The sequence below is a fragment of the Glycomyces sambucus genome (assembly GCF_900102815.1).
GTDB classification, from domain to species: domain Bacteria; phylum Actinomycetota; class Actinomycetes; order Mycobacteriales; family Micromonosporaceae; genus Glycomyces; species Glycomyces sambucus.
Window position 1 is genome coordinate 307,218 of the sequence record NZ_FNGF01000001.1, and the last position, 16,954, is coordinate 324,171.

Consider the following 16,954-nt stretch of genomic DNA (forward strand, 5'->3'; position numbering starts at 1 on the left):
TGCTGCTCTCAGGTCATGCTGCTCGTCGGTCTTGCTGCGGAAAAGTCTTGCCGCTCAGGCGTTCGTGGTGCAGGTCAGTTCGAACTCAGCCGTCAGGGACGCGCCCGGGGCCAGGGTGAGCGGGCCCAGCGGCCCGCCGTCGGACTCGTAGGGGCGGCAGGCCGGCTCCAGCCCGATCGTGTCGGCCAGGCCCCACCAGGGGAACCCGGTCGTGGCGCGGTGCTCCTGCCACACGAACAGGTAGGGGAAGACCTCCGGGTCCCAGGTGAGGACCGCGGCGGTGCCCTTGTCCGCGTTGGCGATCACCACGGAGCCGCGGCCCTTCGCGCGGACCTCCTGGAACGCGCTGTGCGGCTCCCCCGCGGCCGGGAAGTGCGCGTCGACCCGGTCGCCACCGATGTCCACTGTGGTGCCCGGACCGATGAGCGCGGGCCCGAAGGCCGGGTGCTCGACCCACGTGAACGCCGCCTCGCGCCCGGAGTGGTTGGCCACGGTCTGGCGCACCAGGACCCCGGTGCCGGTGGCGCGCACCCGGCGGCGCACGGTGAGCGGCGCGGTGCGCAGCACGGCCTCGAGTTCGCACGAGTCCCCGTCCGCACCGGTCACCCGCCAGCGCCGCCAGGCGGCCTCGCCGTGGAACGGGTGCGCGACCCGGTCGAGGGTGCGCGCGTCGCCCGCGTGGGGCACGAGCGTGTGCCAGCCCCCCGCGTAGCGCCGGTGCCATTCCTCGTTGGAGCCGGTGAACTGGTAGGTCCCGCTCCAGTCCTCGGCCCCCCACGGCGTGGTCAGGAGGAATTCGGTCCCCGTGGGCGCGTGCGCGACCGAGGCGATGCGCGCTCCCAGCGGGTCGACGTCCACGGTGTACTCGCCGGCGGCGAGGCGGATCGGGCTCACAGGCCGTACCGCCGCGTGCGGCGCACCGAGGGCGCGAAGGAGGCGTGGAAGATCGTGGACGCGGCGCCGATGGCCCCGGCCTCGACCTTGACCAGGGAGCGCTCGACGGCGACGTGCCGGGCGTGCCGTGCGGTGGGCATCGTGTTGACGGCCTTGTCGATGGCGTCCAGGGTGATCGCCTCGACCTCCGGTTCGAAAGCGGGGCCGCCGACCACGAGGAGCGGCAGGTCGAGCAGGTCGATGAGGGCCACCGCGCCGAGCGCGATGACGTCGGCGATCTGTCGGGCCGCGGCGGTGGCCGCGGGGTTCCCGGCGCCGACCTCGGCGCACATCTCCTGGTAGGTGCGGGCCGGGCCGTCGTAGCCGAGTTCGCGGGCGATCTCGGGCAGGGCCGCGGTCGGGTTGCACTCGCGCACGAGCTGCGGACGCCCGTCCGGGTCGATGCGCCCGGCCCGGACGGCGCAGAGCTGCCCGAACTCGCCGGCGTTGGCGCTGGCGCCGCGGTAGGTCTCGCCGTTGAGGACGAGGCCGGAGCCGATGCCGGTGCCGTAGTAGACGTACACGAAGTCGCTGGCGCGCTCGGTGCGCCCGACCCAGCGCTCGCCCACGGCCGCGGCGGCGCCGTCCTTCTCCAGGACCACGGGGCAGTCGAGGCGCTCGGCGAGCATGGCGCGCAGCGGGACGTTCCGCCACTCCTTGGACAGCGGCAGGTCGAGCAGCTCCCCGTCGGTGGTGATGGGCCCGGGGGCCGCGACGCCGACGCCGAGGAACGTGGACCGGTCGATCCCCGCGGCGGCCACGGCGTCCTCGGCGGACCCGGCGACGAGTTCGACCAGCGCCTCGGGCGAGGTGCCGTGCTCGACCGGGACGGTGCGCTTCTCCAGGGGGGTGCCGTCGAGGTCGGTGAGGACCACGGTGACGAGCTCGGGGTCGACGAGGACGCCGACGGCGTGGGCGGCCTCGGCGCGCAGCCGCACCGGGGTGCGGGGCTTGCCGAGGCGTTCGGCGCGCTCGGAGGCGTTCTCCACCAGCAGGCCGCGTTCGAGGAGGATGCGGAGGATGCGCGAGACCGACTGCTGGGTGAGGCCGGTCCGCTCGGCGATCTCGACGCGGGAGATGGCCCCGGCCTGGCGGATCGTCTCGATGATGGTGGCCTCGTTGAAGGACCCGAGGTCGGACTGGTTGGCGCCGGGCCGCTCCCCCTGCGGGGGGATCGGCGCGCGGCGGGTCGGGGTGTTCGGGTCGGTCACGGGGCCTCCAGCGCTCCGTCGGGTCTGCGGACGCCGGCGGCCCAGGCGTCGTGCCCGGACAGCTCGGCGGGGTAGCGGGCGGCGGCGGCCTCGTCGATGTCGATGCCCCAGCCGGGGGCCTCGTTCGGGCGGAGCCAGCCGTTCTCGATGCGGAGGGTCCCGGGGAAGACCTCGTGGACGGCGTCGCCGTAGACGTGGCCCTCCTGGATGCCGAAGGCCGCGGAGGTGACGTCGAGGGCGACGTTGGCGGCGGCGCCGATCGGCGAGGTGTCGCCGGGGCCGTGCCAGGCGGTGCGCACGCCGCAGAGCTCGGCGAGGTCGGCGATCTTGCGGGCCGGGCTGAGGCCGCCGATGTCGGAGACGTGGCAGCGGATGAGGTCGACCCCGCCGCCCTGCACGAGGCGCGCGGCGTCCTGGAGGGAGGTCGTGAGTTCGCCGACGGCGAGCGGGACGGGGCTGGCGGCGCGCACTTCGGGGAGGCGGTCCCAGTGCTCGGGGGCGAGGACGTCTTCGAGGAAGAACAGGCGGTAGGGCTCCAGCGCCCGCGCGAGCCAGACGGCCTCCTTCGGGGTCAGTCTGGAGTGGACGTCGTGGAGGAGTTCCACGTTGTCGGGCAAGCGGTTCCGGGCGGCTTCGAAGAGGGCGGGGGTGCGGCGCAGGTAGTCGCGGGCGCTCCAGCCGTTGCGGTAGGGGGCGTCCGGGTACTCGGTGGGGACGGCCGGGGCGCCGTACCCGCCGCCGCCGGGGGTCGACATCTGGAGCCGGATGTGCCGCTGGCCGCGCTCGACGAGGCGCTGCGCGTCCTCGATCACCTCGTCGATCGTGCGCCCGGCGGCGTGGAGGTAGGTGTCGGCCGCGGCTCTCACCTTGCCCCCGAGGAGTTCGTGGACGGGCATGCCGGCGCGCTTGCCCGCGATGTCCCACAGCGCCTGGTCGATCCCGGAGATCGCGTTGTTGGTGACCGGGCCGCCGCGCCAGTAGCCGGTGAAGCCCGCGAGGCGGGTGAGGTCGCCGATGTCGCCGGGGTAGCGGCCGACGAGGAGCCGGGCGAGGTGCTCGTTCACGAAGGCGACCACGGCCTTCCACCGCTGCGTGAACGTGGCGCAGCCGAGGCCGTAGAGGCCGGGGACGTTCGTGTCGACGCGCACGACGACGAGCGCGGTGCCGTCCGGGGCGGTCGCGATGGCGCGGACCGAGGTGATCCGCACGTCCTCGCGGCTGGGCCACGGGTTCGCGAACGTTTCAATCGTCATGGGTCGCTGCTCCTTGCTGGGTCTCCATTATGGCGGGGGCCGCTCGTCAGAGGTCGAGCGTCGGGATGGGGAGGTCGCGGTGCGCCTCGAACCCGATGAGCTCCCGGGCGGGGGTGAGGTCGATCGGGACCTCGCGGCCGACGAAGCGCCGCAGCCGCGGCACGCCGGGCGCGAACTTGTCGAGCAGGTCCTCGGTGCGGTAGGGCGCGACAGTGGTGTTGGCGGCCAGGAAGAACGCGTGCGCGCCGGTGGTGCCCGCGGTGAGCGCCAGGACGATCGAGCGGGCCGCGTCCTCGGTGTGCAGGTACGACCACGCCTCCCGCAGGCCCGCCTTGGGGTCCTGTTCGAGCTGCTTGGACTGGGCGAGCAGGGCGTGCTCGTCGTGGACGTGCGGGAACCGCAGCGTCACCACGTCGATCCCCCACTGCCGCCACGCCATCCGGGCGGTGCCCTCCCCGTGGTGCTTCGACAGCGAGTACCAGTCGGCGATGTCGACGGGGATGTCGGTGTCGAGCGGGAAGTACGCCGGGACCACCTCGTGCCGGTTCATCGGCAGCCCGTAGGCGTTGATCGAGCCGGCGACGACGGCCCGGCCGATCCCGGCCGCGCCCGCCTGGGCGAGCACGTTGAAGGTGGAGACGACGTTCGTGGTGTACACGTCGAACGGCGGCGCGATGTCGCGGTGGGCGAGCGCGGCGAGGTGCACGACGAAGTCGGCCCCGTCGAGCGCGTTCGCCACGTCCTCCTGGGACCTGGTGTCGCCCACCAGGACCCGTTCGGCCTCCAGGCCCGGGTGCTCCCCGATCGAGAGCGTCGTGACCGCGGCCCCGGCCGCGCGCAGGTGCGCGACCGCGACCGGGCCGATGCGCCCCGAGGCGCCCGTGACGAGCACGCGGGCTCCGTTGAGGGGGGTCATCCCTTCACACCTCCAGCGGTGCCGACCCCGCGGAGGAACTGCTTCTGGAAGATCGCGAAGAGCACCACGGGGATGATGATGGACAGGAACACGGCGGCCATCTGGACCGCCAGCGGCGAGTTGCCCGTCGCCAGCCGGGGCAGCATGACCGAGACCGGCTGGAGGTCGGGGTTCGACAGGACCAGCATGGGCCACAGGAACTCCTTCCACGAGCCGACGATCGACAGCAGCACGATGACGCCGAGGATCGGGCGCGACAGCGGCAGCACCACCATGGTGAGGATGCGCATGGGGCCGGCCCCGTCGATCGTGGCGGCCTCCATGTACTCGCGCGGGATCGAGTCGAAGAACCGCTTGAGGACGACCACGTTGAAGGCGCTGGCGCCGGCGGGCAGCCACACGGCCCAGAACGTGTCCTGGAGGCTGATGTTGAGCAGCGGCAGGTCGAGGATCGTCAGGTACAGCGGCACGAAGGAGACGACGCCGGGCAGGAACAGGGTCGCGAGGATCGCGCCCGACAGCCACGGGCCCCACTTCGGGCGCAGGACGCTGAGCAGGAACGCGGCGGCGACGGAGACGATGAGCGTCGACAGGGTCGAGCCGACCGCGAGGATCACGGTGTTGCCCAGGGACCGCCCGATCTGCGCGCCGTTCCAGGCGAGGGCGAGGTTGCCCCAGTCGTTGGGGCTGAACCAGATGCCCATCGGGTCCGAGACGATGTCGTTGCTGGGGGACACGGACGCCTTGGCGGCCCACAGGAGCGGGCCGAGGCCGGAGACGATGAGGACGACGAGCAGGACGGCCTGCACGACGCCGAACCAGGTCCGCACGAGCGGGCGGCGGCGGTCGGAGACGGAGACGACCCCGCGGTCCTTGAGTTCGGTCATGCCGTGCTCCATCGCTTGGTCACGAAGTAGTAGACGACCGACAGGAGTCCGAGGAAGGCCGCGAGCAGGACGCTGAGGGCGGTCGCGGCTCCGAAGTCGCCGTTGACGAACGCGTAGTTGTAGATCTTCAGCAGGATCGTCTGCGTGGCGTTGTTGGGGCCGCCGCCGGTGAACAGGAACGGCTCGGTGAAGATCTGGAAGGTCCCGATGAGCTGGAGGAGCATCATCACGAAGATGACGTTCCGCAGCTGCGGGAGGGTGATGTGCCAGACGCGGCGCCAGATCCCGGCGCCGTCGATCTCGGCGGCCTCGTACAGCTCGGTGCGCACCGTCGACAGCGCCGCGATGTAGATGATCGCGGTCGATCCGGCCCCGGCCCAGGTGGCGTACAGGACGATCGAGGGCATCGCGGAGTTCTCGGCGTTGAGCCACGGGAAGGGGCCCAGGCCGACCCAGCCGAGCGCGGTGTTGAACATGCCGGTGGCGTCGGGGTCGTAGAAGAACTTCCACAGCAGGATCGCCGCGACGGGCGGGACGATCGCCGGGAGGTACGCCAGCGCGTTGTAGAGGGTGTCGTACTTGCGCAGCTCGTTGATGAGCACGGCGAGGACGATCGGGATCGGGAAGCCGAACACGAGGGCGAGCACGGCGAAGTACGCGGTGTTCAGCGACGCCTGGACGAGCCCGGGGTCGGACAGGACGTACGTGAAGTTGCCCCAGCCGACCCATTCGGCGGGCTGGATGAGGTTGGTCTTCTGGAAGCTCAGGACGAGCCCCTGGATCACCGGTCCCCAGCTGAAGTACACGTACACGAGGACGACCGGGACGGCGAAGAGCACGGCGTGCAGTCCGCCGCCGCGGGCCCAGCGGACGGGGTTGAACGGCTTGCGGCGCCGCCTGGCGGGTGCGGCGGCCGCCGCTTCGAGGGTCTTGGTCATATGGTCTCCGTTCCGAGGGACCGGCCGGGCCTGGTGCGGGCCCGGCCGGTCGGCTCGGTGTCCTTTACCGGGCGGCCTGCTCGATGATGCCGTTGAGAATCTCGCTCGCGTCGGCGACGGCCTGCGCGATGTCGGCGTTCTCGTCGGTGAGGATCTGCTGCACCACCGGGTCGAGCGCGGCGTACGTCTGCTGGGTGCCCGCGGGGGGCTCGGCGATGAGTTCGAGCGTGGAGGACGTGTAGCTCGCGAACTGCTCCAGCGGCACGTTGATGTGCGGCTCGATCCAGCCGAGGTAGCGGTCGTAGATCTCCTGGGAGACCGGCGGGAGGCCGGGCAGGCCGACCGGGTTGCCCTCGGCCGCGTTGGATTCGGCGTCGGCGAGGGCCGCGGCCTCGTCGTAGAACTTGTCGAACTCGTAGAACTTGATCCACTTGGCGGCGGCCAGGAGCTGGTTCGGGGTGGCCTTGGCGTCGAACAACTTCAGGGTGCCGCCGGTGAGCGTGCCGTTGTTCCCCGAGCCGCCCTGGGGCAGCTGGCCGATCCCGAAGTGGGCGGGGTCGAAGTCGTAGTCGCGCACGAGGGTGTTGTACGCGTCGGGGGCCTGGAGGACCATGCCGATGGTGCCGCCGGCGAACGCCTGGCGCACGCCTTCCTGGTCGTAGAGGAACTCGCGGCCCATGGTGTCGTCGACCCAGCGCATGTCGTGCAGGAGCTGGAGCGCGGCGATGGTCTCCTCGCCCATGACGGACTCGGTGCCGGCGTCGTCCTGGATGCGGCCGCCGTTGGAGTAGGTCATGGTGGTGAGCATCCACCCGCCGGTGTTGTTGGTGGTCATCTGGGCGTACGGGGTGACGCCGGGGACGGCCGCCTTGATCTGCTGGGCGAAGGAGCGGACCTCGTCCCAGGTGGCGGGCGGGGTGTCGGGGTCGAGGCCCGCCTGCTCGAAGATGTTGCGGTTGTAGGCGATGCCGACCGAGAACAGGCCGGTGGGGATGGTGTAGACGTTGCCGTCGTCGTCCTTGACGTTGTCGAGGGCGAGGGGGTTGAGCTCGTCGAGGAGTTCGAGCTCTTCGAGGTAGGGCGTCATGTCCGGCAGCTGGCCGTTCTCGATGAGCTCGTAGCTGTAGGTCAGGGAGACGCCCATGACCGTGGGGAGGGTGCCTCCGGCGAGTTTCGCCTGGAAGGTCTGGGCCTCCCACACCTCGGCGGTGGGTTCGAGCGTGATGTTGCCGTTGGCGGCCTCGAACTCGTCGACGCGCTCGTTGAACGCGGCCAGTTCCTCGGGCTTGTCCTCGGTCGGCTGGTCGCCGACGGAGATGGTGACGTCGGCCGAGGGGTCGAGGTCGTCGGTCGCGCCGCCGCTCGCACCGGGGTCGCTGCACGCCGCGGTTCCGGCGAGGGCGGCGACGGCGCCGGTGGAGCCTGCCGCGAGCACGTGTCGTCGTGACAGTTTCATCATTGAAACTCCTGTGGGGTGATGGCCCGTGATCCGTTCGGGCCGGTCATCGTGGTGCCAATAAAGTAAATCCATTAGTGTTAGTAAGTCAAGCCGGTACGGCACGTTAATTTCGCACGACCATCGCGCTACGTTTCCCCCGTACGCCGAAACCCAAGGAGGCCAACGAAATGAGCACTCCCGCCCCCGCACCCCTGCGCCTGGCCGTCGTCGGCTGCGGCGTCATCGGACGGCTCCACGCCGAGGTCGCGGCCCACTCCCCCGACCTGGAGGTCGTCGCCCTGATCGACCCCTACGCGCCCGCCGCCGAGGCGGTCGCCGCCCGGCTCGCCGAACTCGGGCGGCCCGAGCCGCGCGTCTTCGGGGACCTCGCAACCGCGCTCGCAGCGGGTGCGATCGAGGAAGGTGCGGTCGACGTCGTCGCCGTGTGCACCCTGAGCGGCACCCACGCCGCCCTCGCCCGCGAAGCCCTCGAAGCCGGCGTCCACGTCGTCGTCGAGAAGCCCCTCGACGTGGCCATGGGCCCGGCCCGGGCCCTGCGCGAGGCCGCCGCCGCGCGCCCCGGGCAGGTCGTCGCCGTCATCTCCCAGCACCGCCACGACCCCGCGTCCCTCGCGGTCCACAACGCGCTCAAGGCCGGCCGCTTCGGGACCGTGACCTCCGCGGTCGCCAACATCGACTGGTTCCGCACCCAGGCGTACTACGACTCCGCCGACTGGCGCGGCACGTGGGCGCTCGACGGCGGCGGCGCCCTCATGAACCAGGGCGTGCACACCCTCGACCTGCTGCTGTGGTTCCTCGGCGAGCCCGTCGAGGTCACCGCGCACACCGCGCGGCTCGGCCACGAGCGCATCGAGGTCGAGGACGTCGCCGTCGCGATCCTGCGCTTCGCGAACGGCGCGCTCGCCACGCTCCACGCCACGACCACGGCGTACCCGGACCTCGGTGTGCGCCTTCAGGTCCACGGCACCGACGGCTCCGCGGTGATCGCCGCCGACGAACTGGTGCACTTCCACGCCCGCGACGCCGAGGGCACCGGGTGGGAGTCCGACCAGGTCGCGCGCGAACTGCGCGAGGCCGCCGTCCAGGGCCCCGAGGGCGCGTACGCCAACCCCCACCTGACGCAGTGGACCGACATCGCCGCGGCCGTGCGCGAGGGCCGCGACCCGTGGGTGACCCTCGACGACGGGCTGCTCGCGCTCGCCACGGTCCGCGCGGTCTACCTCTCGGCGACGCTGGGCAGGCCGGTCCGCATCGCCGACGTGCTCGACGGCGTCCACGACGACCAGGAGACGCGCACCGGGAGCACCGACTCCGGAGCGTGAGGGCCCCGAACGCCGGCGCGGGCGCCGCGGATGGGCGAGACTGCTCCCATGCTTCTCGTCGTTCAGATCTTCGCGGCGCTCGCCGGGCTCGTCCACGTCTACATCTGGGTCATGGAGACCCTGCGCTTCGGCGATCCGAAGATCCACAAGGGGGTCTTCAAGACCGAGACGGCCGACGTGCCCGCCGTCAGGCCGTGGGCCGCGAACCAGGGCTGGTACAACCTGTTCCTCGCGGTCGGGGCGCTGCTGGGCACCGCGCTGGTGCGCGCCGAGCCCGCGGTGGGCTGGACGCTCATCGTGACCGCGTGCGGCTCGATGGTCCTCGCGGCGCTCGTGCTCGTCGCCACCGACCGCTCGATGCTCGCCTCGGCCGCCAAGCAGGGGCTCCTCCCGCTCCTCGCACTCGTGTCCGCGCTGGGGCAGACCTTGTAGGCTGGCGGCGCCCGTACAAGTGAATTCCCTCGAAGATGGAGTCCCCATGGCCTACCCGCCCGCCCCGCCCCAGATCCTCAAGGTCAGGTACAAGCTCTGGTTCCCGGTGCTGTGCACCGTGGTCGGAGGCGTCCTGGCCCTCGTGGGCCTGCTCAACCTCATGGTCGGCAACTTCACCGTGGGCATCGTGACCGGACCGGTGCTCCTGCTCGTCGGCGTCCCGTCCTTCGTGAACCCGTACCTCTCGTACGAGCCCGCGACCGGCGGCCTCTACATGCACTCCCCGCTCGGCTACCGGGCCGCGACCTACGGCGCGCCCAAGGGCGAGCGCCTGTGGTTCGACGGCACGAACCTGCTGCGGATCAAGGCCGACGGCACGCAGAAGCGCGTGAACGTCAAGCTCTCCCGGCCCGAGGAGATCGCCCCGGTGCTCCAGGCCGTCACTGCCGCGCAGCAGCAGGCGCGGTAGGCCGATGGACGACCGGCGGCTGGTCAAGGTCTCGAAGTACCTCTCCCGGCACCTGCGGCACGACCCGCAGCGGCTGGGCATCGAGCTGGACGAGCACGGCTGGGTCGACGTCGACGTGCTGCTCGCGGCCCTGGAGCGGCAGCGGTTCCACCTGACGCGCGAGGAGCTCGACGAGGTCGTCGCGCGCAATGACAAGCGGCGGTACGCGATCCGCGACGGCCGCATCCGCGCCAACCAGGGCCACACGGTCGACGTCGACCTCGGCCTGGAACCGGTCGACCCGCCCGCGGAGCTGTTCCACGGCACGGCCGAGGGGTACGTCGCGGCGATCCGCGAGGAGGGCCTGAAGGCGATGGCCCGCCACGACGTGCACCTCTCCCCCGACTACGCGACCGCGGTCCGCGTCGGCTCCCGCCGCGGCCGGCCCGTGGTCCTCATTGTCGACGCGGCCCGCATGGCCGCCGAGGGCCACGAGTTCTACCGGTCCGAGAACGGCGTCTGGCTCACCGGGTCGGTCCCGGCCTGGGCCATCGCGTTCCCCGACTGAGCCCTATGAAGGGCGTACGACGCGCGAGGGGCCGCCGTCCAACAGGACGGCGGCCCCTCGCGCGCTCCGGCTAGACCGCGACGGGAACCGGTTCGGCTCCGGCCGCTGCGCCCTTGCGGGCCTTGATGACCGCGACGGCGACGATGAGGGCGGCGGCGACCATGGCCGCGGCGATCGTGTAGCCGAGGCGGTAGCCCGCGGTCAGGGCTTCGGCTTCGGCGGCGCCGCCGTCGAGGAGCCCGGCGGTGCGGGAGGAGACCGCGGTGCTGATGACCGCGAGGCCGACCGCGCCGCCCACCTGCTGGGCGGTGTTGAACAGGCCGGAGGTGACCCCGGCGTCCTCGGGCTTGGAGTCGGCCATGCCGAGGGTCATGAGGGCGGGCATGGTCAGGCCGAATCCGAGCGGGGCGGTGATCATGCCGGGCAGCACGTCCACGAGGTAGGTGCCGTCGGGGCGCATCTGGGCGAAGAGGACGAACCCGAGGACCATCACCGCGAGGCCGGCGATGGCGAGCTTGCGGGGCGCGACCCGGGTGAGGAGCTGCGGCGCGACCCACAGCGAGACCGAGGCGATGACCAGCGGCGCGGGCAGGAAGGCGAGGCCGGCGTGGAGCGGCTGGAAGCCGAGGACCTGCTGGAGGTAGAGCACCGTGAAGTACATGAACCCGAACGCGGCGCCGACCATGAGGGCCTGGGCGATGTTGGCCCCGGCCACGCTGCGGGAGAACATGATCCGCAGCGGCACGAGCGGGGTGGCGGCCTTGGCCTGGCGGACGAAGAACCCGGCGAGGAGCAGGGCGGCGACGGCGCCGAAGCCGATGGTGCGCGGCGAGTCCCAGCCCTGGTGCTCGACCTCGATGAGGGTGTAGACGGCGAGCATGACGCCGGCGGTGACGAGGACCGCGCCGAGGATGTCGGCCCCGGCCCTGAGGCCGATGCCGCGGTCGTTCGCCAGCAGGCGCCAGGCGAGGAGGCCCACGACCAGGCCGAGCGGGACGTTGATGAAGAAGATCGACTCCCAGCCGACGGACTCGGTGAGGACGCCGCCCACGACCGAGCCGAGGGCGCCCCCGCCCGCGGAGGCGAACCCGAAGGCGCCGATGCCCTTCGCCTGCTGCGCGGGCTCGGGCAGGAGCATCACGACCATGCCGAGGAGCCCGGCGGAGGCGATCGCGCCGCCGATGCCCTGGACGAAGCGGCCGGCGAGGAGCAGGCCCTGCGTGTCGGCGAAGCCGATGGCCGCAGAGGAGAGCGTGAACAGGGCCAGGCCGGCGATGAACACCCATTTGCGGCTGAGGAGGTCGCCGAGGCGTCCGGCGAGGAGGAGCAGGCCGCCGAAGGGGATCACGTAGGCGTTGACGGTCCAGACCAGGTTCGACTGGGAGAAGCCCAGGTCGTCGCGGATGGCCGGGAGGGCGATGGTGACGATGTTCTGGTCCAGGATGATCATGACCTGCGCGGCGAGCAGGACCAGGACGGTGAGCCAGCGGCGGCTGAGACTCGCTTCGTGCGGGGCGGACATGACGGGTGCTCCTTCGACTCATGGGGAACTCTTTGTTCCTGGAGCAATCATGTGTTCCAATGGAGCGGTCCGGAAGAAGGCACTTTGATGTACCGGGGGATACACGGATGTTCCTCTCCAGGCCATCCCCCTCGTACACCGCGATGTGAAGTGGAGCACATGCCATGAACGACGAGTGCGACGACGTCCCGATGTCCGACGTGCAGGTCGAGGCGTGCCCGATCGTGCAGATCATCGACCGGGTCGCGGGCAAGTGGTCGGTCTCGATCCTGGTCGCGGCGATCCGGCAGCCGGTCCGCTACACCGAGCTGGAGCGGAGCATCCCCGGCATCAGCCGCCGCATGCTCACGCTGACCCTGCGGAACCTGGAGCGCGACGGCCTCCTGACGCGCACGGTCTACCCGACCGTCCCGCCGAAGGTCGAGTACAGCGCCACCGAGTCGGCCCGCGAGCTGTACGGGCACCTCACCGGGCTCCTGGAGTGGGCCGAGCGCCACCGCCCCGACATCATCGAGGCGCGCGAGCGCTACGACGCCCTGGTGGCCGCCGCCTAGCTCAGGCGCGCAGCCACACCCGCAGCGGTCCGACCGGCGCGAACCCGTGCCGTTCGGCCGCCGCGAGGCCGTCCCCGTGCTCGTAGCCGACGACCGGGACGCCCGGGTACAGATCGTGGGCGGCGGCCAGCGCCGCCGGCCATCCGTCCCCTCGCGCCGCGAAGACGTTCGAGACCCCGACGACCGGTCCGGTCCGGGTCAGCACCGCGCCCGCGCTCCCGGCCGGCTCCCCCGCGATCAGGTGGACGCCGGGCAGGTCGAGCAGTGCGGGCCGGAAGACCTCGGCGTTCCCCTCGCCGCCGTCCCAGGCGCGGGCCCACTCGCGCAGCGCCTCCGGGTCGGCGACCTCGCGCCAGGCCGCATCCGCGGGACCGGCCGGGCGGTGGATCCACCGGGCCTCGAACAGCACCTCGAATCCGAAGGGCCGCAGGTCGAGGTCGGCGAAGCTGTCCTTGACCGAGGCGCCCGCGCCGGAGTCGATGCGGGCCAGGACGGACGCCGCGTCGGCGCCGGGGGCGAGGGTCACGGCGTCCGGGTAGTAGACCGGGGTCCGGACCGGGGAGGTCCAGGCGTCCGCCGCGAAACCGCCCGGCGTGCCGTGGGCCCGGCACATCGCGTCGCACCAGGCGGCGTTGTCATGGGCGGCGGCCGAGGTCCGTGTGGTGTCCACGATCGTGGATCGTAGCGGCGCCGGAGTGCGCACCGCCGTGCCGAGACGCGGATATGGTTCCGGTCATGGATGAACCCCGCCCCGGAGCCCTGCACCACGTCGAGCTGTGGGTGCCCGACCTCGACCGGGCCGTCGCCTCGTTCGGCTGGCTGCTGGAGTCCTTGGGCTACACCGTGTTCCAGGAGTGGGAGGCGGGCCGGAGCTGGCGGCTCGGGCCCACGTACCTGGTGGTCGAGCAGTCGCCCGCGATGGCGGGCGGGCGGCACGAGCGGCGCGCGCCGGGCCTGAACCACCTGGCGTTCCACGTGCGCGACGACCGCGAGGTGGAGCGGCTGGCGGCCGAGGGCGCCGCGCACGGGTGGTCGCTCATGTTCGGCGACCGCCACCCGTTCGCGGGCGGCGCGGCGCACTACGCGGCGTACCTGGAGAACGAGGACGGCTTCGAGGTGGAGCTGGTGGCCGCCGCGGTCGGCGCCGCGCCGGCCGACCGCTAGGCTATTACGGTCGTCATAACCGGAGGAGGATTCCGTTGCAGCAGGTTGGAGCGCCGCGCGAGCGGATCGTCGCCGGTGCGGCGGAGATGATCAGCCGGCGCGGGCTGAACGCCACGAGCATCCGCGAGCTGTCGCGGCACGCGGAGGCGCCCCTCGGTTCGACGTACCACTACTTCCCGGGCGGCAAGGGCCAGTTGGCGACCGAGGCGGTGCGGTTCGCGGGCGAGAGCGTCGCGCGCAGCCTCCGCAAGGAGCTTCGGGTCGGCCCGCGCGAGGGCGTGGCCGCGTTCCTGGCGCTGTGGCGCGACATCGTGACCGGCACCGGGTTCCGGGCCGGCTGCCCGGTCCTGGCGGTGGCGGTCGAGGAGCCCCCGCCCGGCGACGTGCCCGAAGCGGTCCTCGCGGCGGCCGAGGTGTTCGCGGACTGGGAGCACCTGCTCGCGGAGTCCCTTGCGGCCCATGGCGCCGACGAGGTCCAGGCCGCGCAGATCGCGACGCTCATCGTCGCCTCCGTCGAGGGCACCGTCGCGATGTGCCGGGCCCAGCGCGACACCGGCCCGCTCGACCGCGTCGCCGCGCAGCTCGACGCGATCATCGCCGCCGTCCTGCGCTAGCGGCCCAGCAGGTCGCCGCAGAACGACCGGATCGCGCGGTTCACGACCTGCGGCGCCTCCCAGGGCATGAAGTGGCCCGCGCCCTTGACCCAGAACGGGCCGACCGCCTCGGGGAAGGCGATGGCGCACTTGGCCTCCACGTGCTCGGTCAGGGTCACCTGGTCGGCGCCGACCAGCACGAGCGCCCGCTGCGCCACCGGCCGGTCGATCATCTCCGGCGCGGACAGCTCCCTGGTCCCGGCGACCACCTCGTAGTCGGCGAAGGAGGCGCGCAGGCGCTCGGCGTCCGCGTACGGCTCGGTCAGGAAGTCGAGGTCGTCCTGGTCGAACGCGTCGGGCGGGCACCACATGCGGTGCCCGAAGAACTCGGCGATGTAGCGGCGGCGCCGCTCGGGCGTGGCGAGCTCGGCCACGAGCTCGTCGGCGTGGAAGCCCTGGCGCCGCTGGTAGTCGTAGACCGCGGGCTTGGGCGTGCCGGCCGGGATGCCCGCGGCGCGGAACGCCTCCTCCAGGTCGGGCATCGAGTCGTCGAGGACCACTAGGCGCTCGACCCGGTCGGGGTGGCGGTTGGCCATGTCGATGGCGACCATCGCGCCCAGGTCGTGGCCGGCGACGACCGCGCGGTCCCACCCGAGCGCGTCGAACAGGCCCGTCAGGTCGGTGTTGAACGCGTTGAAGTCGTAGAACCCGTCGGGCGCGAAGTCGGAGTCGCCGTAGCCGCGCAGGTCCGGGGCGGCCACGTCGAACCCGGCCGCGGCCAGCGCGGGGAGGTTGTGCGACCAGATCCGGCTCGTGCACGGGAAGCCGTGGATCAGCAGGAGCGGCACCCCGCCTTCGCCGCGGCGGCGCACCGCGAGCCGGTGGCCCGGGGCGACTTCGGTCAGGACGGGGGCGGTGAGGTCAGCGGGAACGGCCATGCCCCAGGTGTACACGACCGCCCCAGGCGCCTCACCGGCGCATGTCGGTCCCGCTGAGCAGGCGCCCGGCCAGGCTCGGCGGGAGGGCGCGCCCGAAGGCCGCGACCAGCTTGTACTGCCAGCCGGGGACGCTGAGCGCCTTGCCTTTGCGCCAGTCGCGCAGGGCCGCGGCGGCGACCCGGTCGGGGTCGAGCCACAGGAAGCCGGGGATCGTCGCCATGTCCATGCCGGCGCTGCCGTGGAACCCCGTGCGGGTGAAGCCGGGGCACAGGGCGGTGACCGTGACGCCGTGCGGGCGTGCGGCCCTCGCCGTGGCCTGGCTGAAGTTGATGACCCACGCCTTGGTGGCCGAATAGGTCGAGCTGGGGAAGAACCCGAGGAGCGACGCGGTGTTGAGGACGCCGCCGCTGCCGCGGGCGAGCATGGGCGGCAGGGCGGCGTGGGTCAGGCGGAGCACGGTCTCCATGTGCAGGCGGGCCATGGCGATCTCGGCCGCGATCGGGGTGTCGAGGAACCGCGTCGGGTGCCCGAACCCGGCGTTGTTCACCAGCAGGTCGAGGCCGTCGCGGCACCGCGCTTCGACGCGGGCGAGGTCGTCTTCGGCGGCGAGGTCGGCGGTGAGGCGCTCGGTGCCGGCGGGGAAGGGGGCGGCCTCCAGCCGTTCGCCGTCGCGGTCCACGAGCACGAGCCGGTGGCCCGTGTCGGCGAGCCTCCTGGCAAGGGCCGCACCGATACCGGAGGCGGCGCCGGTGACGAGCGCGGTCGGGGCGGTCATGCGCCGATGCTAGGCGGCGTACCGGTCGGCGACCGCGGCGGCCCGGGCGTGCAGGGCCGCACGCAGGGACGGCGGGGCCAGCGCCTCAGCGTCCGCTTCGAGCCGCCATAGCGCCCACTCGGCGTGCCGGGCGTCCTGGTAGGTGAGTTCGAGGCGCGGCCAGCCGTCCGGGCCGGGCGCCTCGGCGCGCACGGCCAGCGCGGTGTCCAGCAGCTCCTCGCGCCGGTCCGGATGCACCCGCACCTGCACCGTGAGCGAGGTGGCGGAGAGGAACCGCGCCGAGCGCTCCCGCCAGATCCGGTCGAGGTCCACCCGGTCCGGCCGCTCGGCCGGTGCCGCCAGCGCCTCGGCGGCGAGGACGCGCGAGAGCCGGTAGGTGCGGTCCGCGCCGGACCGCGTGGCGAGCAGGTACCCCTTGTCCCGCACGGTGACCAGGCCGATCGGGTCGACGGTGCGCCACTGCGGCTCCTGTCCGGCCGCCGCGTAGTGGAGGCGGAGCTTGCGCCCGGCGAGCACGGCGCCCCGGACCTCGCCGAGGATCTCGGCCGTGGTCTCGGCGGCCTGGCGCCGCGACAGCAGGTCGGTCTCGGGTTCGACCAGGAACCGCTGCGCCGCATCGCTGACGGTGGCCGCGTGGCTCGCGGGGAGCGCGTCGACCACCTTCCGCATGGCCGAGGCGAGCGCGGTCCCGAGGCCGAACACCTGCTCGCCGCGCTGCGATCCGGCCGTCAGGAGCGCCAGCGCCTCGTCGTGGTTCAGGCCCGTGAGCTCGGTCCGGAACCCGGGCAGGAGCGCGAAGCCGCCGCCGCGGCCGCGTTCGGCGTAGACCGGGACGCCCGCGGCCGACAGCGCCTCGATGTCGCGGAGCACGGTGCGGGTGGAGACCTCCAGCTCGCGGGCCAGGGTCTCCGCGTTCAACCGGCCGCGCTGGCGCAGCAGGAGGACCAGGGAGACGAGCCTGTCTGCGCGCATGCCGGAAATCTAGCAGGAAATCACGACAGAGGATGTCGTGTTTCATTGGCAGGCTCGGTTTCAAGAAGC

Annotated in this window: 19 protein-coding genes; 7 read left to right on the top strand and 12 right to left on the bottom strand. The window is 72.5% G+C overall.

Annotation, left to right across the window (positions count from 1 at the left end):
* Positions 1-54: 54 nt before the first annotated feature.
* From BLS99_RS01435 to BLS99_RS01465, 7 genes are all read right to left on the bottom strand, one after another.
* On the bottom strand, positions 55-894 hold the full coding sequence (locus BLS99_RS01435; protein ID WP_091042269.1) for an aldose epimerase family protein: 840 nt from the start codon (positions 892-894) through the stop codon (positions 55-57).
* Positions 891-2,144 (bottom strand): ROK family transcriptional regulator, encoded by a 1,254-nt coding sequence (locus tag BLS99_RS01440; RefSeq protein ID WP_176953160.1) that lies wholly within the window; start codon positions 2,142-2,144, stop codon positions 891-893. The genes BLS99_RS01435 and BLS99_RS01440 overlap by 4 nt, the downstream gene beginning before the upstream one ends.
* Positions 2,141-3,397 (bottom strand): enolase C-terminal domain-like protein, encoded by a 1,257-nt coding sequence (locus BLS99_RS01445; RefSeq protein WP_091042272.1) that lies wholly within the window; start codon positions 3,395-3,397, stop codon positions 2,141-2,143. Before BLS99_RS01445 ends, BLS99_RS01440 begins: the two co-directional genes overlap by 4 nt.
* Positions 3,398-3,443: 46 nt before the next feature.
* Positions 3,444-4,313 carry an NAD-dependent epimerase/dehydratase family protein gene (locus BLS99_RS01450; protein ID WP_091042276.1) on the bottom strand — a complete coding sequence of 290 codons (870 nt, stop codon included), beginning with the start codon at positions 4,311-4,313 and terminating at the stop codon, positions 3,444-3,446.
* Positions 4,310-5,200 (bottom strand): carbohydrate ABC transporter permease, encoded by an 891-nt coding sequence (locus BLS99_RS01455; RefSeq protein ID WP_091042282.1) that lies wholly within the window; start codon positions 5,198-5,200, stop codon positions 4,310-4,312. The genes BLS99_RS01450 and BLS99_RS01455 overlap by 4 nt, the downstream gene beginning before the upstream one ends.
* On the bottom strand, positions 5,197-6,138 hold the full coding sequence (locus BLS99_RS01460; RefSeq protein WP_091042285.1) for a carbohydrate ABC transporter permease: 942 nt from the start codon (positions 6,136-6,138) through the stop codon (positions 5,197-5,199). Before BLS99_RS01460 ends, BLS99_RS01455 begins: the two co-directional genes overlap by 4 nt.
* 64 nt (positions 6,139-6,202) lie before the next feature.
* Positions 6,203-7,597 carry an extracellular solute-binding protein gene (locus BLS99_RS01465; RefSeq protein WP_091042289.1) on the bottom strand — a complete coding sequence of 465 codons (1,395 nt, stop codon included), beginning with the start codon at positions 7,595-7,597 and terminating at the stop codon, positions 6,203-6,205.
* A 167-nt stretch (positions 7,598-7,764) separates the two neighbouring features.
* Between BLS99_RS01465 and BLS99_RS01470 the strand changes: the two genes are divergently transcribed.
* Genes BLS99_RS01470 through BLS99_RS01485 form a run of 4 tightly spaced genes read left to right on the top strand, consistent with a single transcriptional unit; the run spans position 7,765 to position 10,367 of the window.
* Positions 7,765-8,919 carry a Gfo/Idh/MocA family protein gene (locus tag BLS99_RS01470; protein ID WP_091042293.1) on the top strand — a complete coding sequence of 385 codons (1,155 nt, stop codon included), beginning with the start codon at positions 7,765-7,767 and terminating at the stop codon, positions 8,917-8,919.
* 48 nt (positions 8,920-8,967) lie between these two features.
* Positions 8,968-9,351 (top strand): DUF1304 domain-containing protein, encoded by a 384-nt coding sequence (locus BLS99_RS01475; protein WP_091042297.1) that lies wholly within the window; start codon positions 8,968-8,970, stop codon positions 9,349-9,351.
* Between the two features lie 46 nt (positions 9,352-9,397).
* A complete protein-coding gene (locus tag BLS99_RS01480) occupies positions 9,398-9,820 on the top strand; it encodes a hypothetical protein (protein WP_091042302.1) in 423 nt (140 codons plus the stop codon).
* 4 nt (positions 9,821-9,824) lie between these two features.
* Positions 9,825-10,367 (top strand): RNA 2'-phosphotransferase, encoded by a 543-nt coding sequence (locus BLS99_RS01485; protein ID WP_091042305.1) that lies wholly within the window; start codon positions 9,825-9,827, stop codon positions 10,365-10,367.
* A 70-nt stretch (positions 10,368-10,437) separates the two neighbouring features.
* On the opposite strand, the gene BLS99_RS01490 is transcribed toward BLS99_RS01485, so the two are convergent.
* Complete coding sequence (locus BLS99_RS01490; protein ID WP_218126153.1) at positions 10,438-11,889, bottom strand: MFS transporter; 1,452 nt, start codon at positions 11,887-11,889, stop codon at positions 10,438-10,440.
* Between the two features lie 164 nt (positions 11,890-12,053).
* Here BLS99_RS01490 and BLS99_RS01495 point away from each other — a divergent pair, with 164 nt between their 5' ends.
* Positions 12,054-12,443: a winged helix-turn-helix transcriptional regulator gene (locus tag BLS99_RS01495; RefSeq protein ID WP_091042307.1), complete on the top strand. Its 390-nt coding sequence runs from the start codon at positions 12,054-12,056 to the stop codon at positions 12,441-12,443.
* 1 nt (position 12,444) lies between these two features.
* Here BLS99_RS01495 and BLS99_RS01500 read toward each other — a convergent pair whose 3' ends face one another.
* Complete coding sequence (locus BLS99_RS01500; protein ID WP_342761247.1) at positions 12,445-13,056, bottom strand: hypothetical protein; 612 nt, start codon at positions 13,054-13,056, stop codon at positions 12,445-12,447.
* Positions 13,057-13,178: 122 nt separating this feature from the next.
* Between BLS99_RS01500 and BLS99_RS01505 the strand changes: the two genes are divergently transcribed.
* Together BLS99_RS01505 and BLS99_RS01510 are read left to right on the top strand one after the other, a co-directional pair.
* Positions 13,179-13,607, top strand: a complete 429-nt coding sequence (locus BLS99_RS01505; protein WP_091042310.1) for a VOC family protein — start codon at positions 13,179-13,181, stop codon at positions 13,605-13,607.
* 35 nt (positions 13,608-13,642) lie between these two features.
* Entirely contained in the window at positions 13,643-14,221 is a 579-nt protein-coding gene (locus BLS99_RS01510) for a TetR/AcrR family transcriptional regulator (protein WP_091042313.1), read from the top strand.
* Here the strand turns inward: BLS99_RS01510 and BLS99_RS01515 are convergent.
* From BLS99_RS01515 to BLS99_RS01525, 3 genes are read right to left on the bottom strand one after another with little or no spacing between them, the layout of a single operon-like run.
* Positions 14,218-15,138: an alpha/beta fold hydrolase gene (locus tag BLS99_RS01515; protein WP_143034650.1), complete on the bottom strand. Its 921-nt coding sequence runs from the start codon at positions 15,136-15,138 to the stop codon at positions 14,218-14,220. The genes BLS99_RS01510 and BLS99_RS01515 overlap by 4 nt on opposite strands.
* Positions 15,139-15,169: 31 nt before the next feature.
* Positions 15,170-15,913: an SDR family NAD(P)-dependent oxidoreductase gene (locus BLS99_RS01520; protein ID WP_091042323.1), complete on the bottom strand. Its 744-nt coding sequence runs from the start codon at positions 15,911-15,913 to the stop codon at positions 15,170-15,172.
* Between the two features lie 9 nt (positions 15,914-15,922).
* On the bottom strand, positions 15,923-16,885 hold the full coding sequence (locus BLS99_RS01525; RefSeq protein ID WP_091042326.1) for a helix-turn-helix transcriptional regulator: 963 nt from the start codon (positions 16,883-16,885) through the stop codon (positions 15,923-15,925).
* Positions 16,886-16,954: the final 69 nt, after the last annotated feature.

Coding starts and splice junctions, on each gene's coding strand:
- BLS99_RS01485 (WP_091042305.1), top strand. CDS start 9,825: ATGGACGACCGGCGGCTGGTCAAGGTCTCGAAGTACCTCTCCCGGCAC.
- BLS99_RS01465 (WP_091042289.1), bottom strand. CDS start 7,597: ATGATGAAACTGTCACGACGACACGTGCTCGCGGCAGGCTCCACCGGC.
- BLS99_RS01445 (WP_091042272.1), bottom strand. CDS start 3,397: ATGACGATTGAAACGTTCGCGAACCCGTGGCCCAGCCGCGAGGACGTG.
- BLS99_RS01470 (WP_091042293.1), top strand. CDS start 7,765: ATGAGCACTCCCGCCCCCGCACCCCTGCGCCTGGCCGTCGTCGGCTGC.
- BLS99_RS01475 (WP_091042297.1), top strand. CDS start 8,968: ATGCTTCTCGTCGTTCAGATCTTCGCGGCGCTCGCCGGGCTCGTCCAC.
- BLS99_RS01490 (WP_218126153.1), bottom strand. CDS start 11,889: ATGTCCGCCCCGCACGAAGCGAGTCTCAGCCGCCGCTGGCTCACCGTC.
- BLS99_RS01520 (WP_091042323.1), bottom strand. CDS start 15,913: ATGACCGCCCCGACCGCGCTCGTCACCGGCGCCGCCTCCGGTATCGGT.
- BLS99_RS01500 (WP_342761247.1), bottom strand. CDS start 13,056: ATGTGCCGGGCCCACGGCACGCCGGGCGGTTTCGCGGCGGACGCCTGG.
- BLS99_RS01480 (WP_091042302.1), top strand. CDS start 9,398: ATGGCCTACCCGCCCGCCCCGCCCCAGATCCTCAAGGTCAGGTACAAG.
- BLS99_RS01505 (WP_091042310.1), top strand. CDS start 13,179: ATGGATGAACCCCGCCCCGGAGCCCTGCACCACGTCGAGCTGTGGGTG.
- BLS99_RS01525 (WP_091042326.1), bottom strand. CDS start 16,885: ATGCGCGCAGACAGGCTCGTCTCCCTGGTCCTCCTGCTGCGCCAGCGC.
- BLS99_RS01515 (WP_143034650.1), bottom strand. CDS start 15,138: ATGGCCGTTCCCGCTGACCTCACCGCCCCCGTCCTGACCGAAGTCGCC.
- BLS99_RS01495 (WP_091042307.1), top strand. CDS start 12,054: ATGAACGACGAGTGCGACGACGTCCCGATGTCCGACGTGCAGGTCGAG.
- BLS99_RS01450 (WP_091042276.1), bottom strand. CDS start 4,313: ATGACCCCCCTCAACGGAGCCCGCGTGCTCGTCACGGGCGCCTCGGGG.
- BLS99_RS01455 (WP_091042282.1), bottom strand. CDS start 5,200: ATGACCGAACTCAAGGACCGCGGGGTCGTCTCCGTCTCCGACCGCCGC.
- BLS99_RS01460 (WP_091042285.1), bottom strand. CDS start 6,138: ATGACCAAGACCCTCGAAGCGGCGGCCGCCGCACCCGCCAGGCGGCGC.